General features: G+C 51.2%; 1 rRNA gene. It reads right to left on the bottom strand.

From position 1 onward, the window contains the following. Positions 1–69 precede the first annotated feature (69 nt). Positions 70–2,961: ribosomal RNA gene (locus L3V37_RS23810) — 23S ribosomal RNA — on the bottom strand. Positions 2,962–2,989 lie beyond the last annotated feature (28 nt).

Genomic DNA, 2,989 nt, shown 5'->3' with positions numbered 1-2,989 from the left:
TTTTTTAATTCTCGTTCTTACACATTCAATGTTCTTTCATTGAGTCCATCAAAACCCCTTGGGTGTTGTATGGTTAAGCCTCACGGGCAATTAGTACAGGTTAGCTCAACGCCTCACAACGCTTACACACCCTGCCTATCAACGTCGTAGTCTACGACAACCCTTTAGGATACTTAAAGTATCAGGGAGAACTCATCTCAAGGCTCGCTTCCCGCTTAGATGCTTTCAGCGGTTATCGATCCCGAACTTAGCTACCGGGCAATGCGTCTGGCGACACAACCCGAACACCAGAGGTTCGTCCACTCCGGTCCTCTCGTACTAGGAGCAGCCCCTTTCAATTCTCCAACGCCCACGGCAGATAGGGACCGAACTGTCTCACGACGTTCTAAACCCAGCTCGCGTACCACTTTAAATGGCGAACAGCCATACCCTTGGGACCGACTTCAGCCCCAGGATGTGATGAGCCGACATCGAGGTGCCAAACACCGCCGTCGATATGAACTCTTGGGCGGTATCAGCCTGTTATCCCCGGAGTACCTTTTATCCGTTGAGCGATGGCCCTTCCATTCAGAACCACCGGATCACTATGACCTGCTTTCGCACCTGCTCGAATTGTCATTCTCGCAGTCAAGCGGGCTTATGCCATTGCACTAACCTCACGATGTCCAACCGTGATTAGCCCACCTTCGTGCTCCTCCGTTACGCTTTGGGAGGAGACCGCCCCAGTCAAACTACCCACCAGGCACTGTCCGCAACCCCGATAAGGGGTCAACGTTAGAACATCAACACTACAAGGGTGGTATTTCAAGGACGGCTCCACGCAATCTAGCGACTGCGTTTCAAAGCCTCCCACCTATCCTACACATGTAGGGTCAATGTTCAGTGCCAAGCTGTAGTAAAGGTTCACGGGGTCTTTCCGTCTAGCCGCGGGTACACTGCATCTTCACAGCGATTTCAATTTCACTGAGTCTCGGGTGGAGACAGCGTGGCCATCATTACGCCATTCGTGCAGGTCGGAACTTACCCGACAAGGAATTTCGCTACCTTAGGACCGTTATAGTTACGGCCGCCGTTTACCGGGGCTTCGATCAAGAGCTTCGACCGAAGTCTAACCCCATCAATTAACCTTCCGGCACCGGGCAGGCGTCACACCGTATACGTCATCTTGCGATTTTGCACAGTGCTGTGTTTTTAATAAACAGTTGCAGCCACCTGGTATCTGCGACTCTCAATAGCTCCATCCGCGAGGGACTTCACCGTCGAGAGCGTACCTTCTCCCGAAGTTACGGTACCATTTTGCCTAGTTCCTTCACCCGAGTTCTCTCAAGCGCCTTGGTATTCTCTACCCGACCACCTGTGTCGGTTTGGGGTACGATTCCTTACAATCTGAAGCTTAGAGGCTTTTCCTGGAAGCATGGCATCAATGACTTCACATCCGTAGATGCTCGACGTCGTGTCTCAGCCTTAAGAGAAACCGGATTTACCTAATTTCTCAGCCTACGCACTTGAACCTGGACAACCGTCGCCAGGCCCACCTAGCCTTCTCCGTCCCCCCATCGCAATTGTAAGAAGTACGGGAATATTAACCCGTTTCCCATCGACTACGCCTTTCGGCCTCGCCTTAGGGGTCGACTTACCCTGCCCCGATTAACGTTGGACAGGAACCCTTGGTCTTCCGGCGAGGAGGTTTTTCACCCCCTTTATCGTTACTCATGTCAGCATTCGCACTTCTGATACGTCCAGCATGCGTTACCACACACCTTCAACCGCTTACAGAACGCTCCCCTACCCAATGCACTAAAAGTGCATTGCCGCAGCTTCGGTTTACTACTTAGCCCCGTTACATCTTCCGCGCAGGCCGACTCGACCAGTGAGCTATTACGCTTTCTTTAAATGATGGCTGCTTCTAAGCCAACATCCTGGCTGTCTGAGCCTTCCCACATCGTTTCCCACTTAGTAGTAATTTGGGACCTTAGCTGGCGGTCTGGGTTGTTTCCCTCTCCACGACGGACGTTAGCACCCGCCGTGTGTCTCCCGGATAGTACTTACTGGTATTCGGAGTTTGCAAAGGGTTGGTAAGTCGGGATGACCCCCTAGCCTTAACAGTGCTCTACCCCCAGTAGTATTCGTCCGAGGCGCTACCTAAATAGCTTTCGGGGAGAACCAGCTATCTCCAGGTTTGATTGGCCTTTCACCCCTAGCCACAAGTCATCCGCTAATTTTTCAACATTAGTCGGTTCGGTCCTCCAGTTGATGTTACTCAACCTTCAACCTGCCCATGGCTAGATCACCTGGTTTCGGGTCTATATCCAGAGACTGAACGCCCAGTTAAGACTCGGTTTCCCTACGGCTCCCCTAGATGGTTAACCTTGCCACTGAATATAAGTCGCTGACCCATTATACAAAAGGTACGCAGTCACAGGACAAAGCCTGCTCCTACTGCTTGTACGTACACGGTTTCAGGTTCTATTTCACTCCCCTCACAGGGGTTCTTTTCGCCTTTCCCTCACGGTACTGGTTCACTATCGGTCAGTCAGTAGTATTTAGCCTTGGAGGATGGTCCCCCCATATTCAGACAGGATATCACGTGTCCCGCCCTACTCGATTTCACTGAACACACGTCGTCAACTACGGGACTATCACCCTGTATCGTCGGCCTTTCCAGGCTGTTCGTCTAACGCGTGTAAAGCTTAAGGGCTAGTCCAATTTCGCTCGCCGCTACTTTCGGAATCTCGGTTGATTTCTTTTCCTCGGGGTACTTAGATGTTTCAGTTCCCCCGGTTCGCCCTGTTGAGCTATGTATTCACTCAACAGTAATACCTTATGGTATTGGGTTTCCCCATTCGGAAATCCCAGACTCAAATGGTTTTTACTACCTAATCTGGGCTTATCGCAAGTTAATACGTCCTTCATCGCCTCTGACTGCCAAGGCATCCACCGTGTACGCTTAGTCACTTAACCATACAACCCGAAGGAGTTTCGAGTTGAT

The organism is Vibrio sp. D54 (assembly GCF_021728075.1).
GTDB lineage: Bacteria > Pseudomonadota > Gammaproteobacteria > Enterobacterales > Vibrionaceae > Vibrio > Vibrio alginolyticus.
Note: the sequence above shows the minus strand (reverse complement) of the source record. Positions and strands in the feature narration are given on the sequence as shown.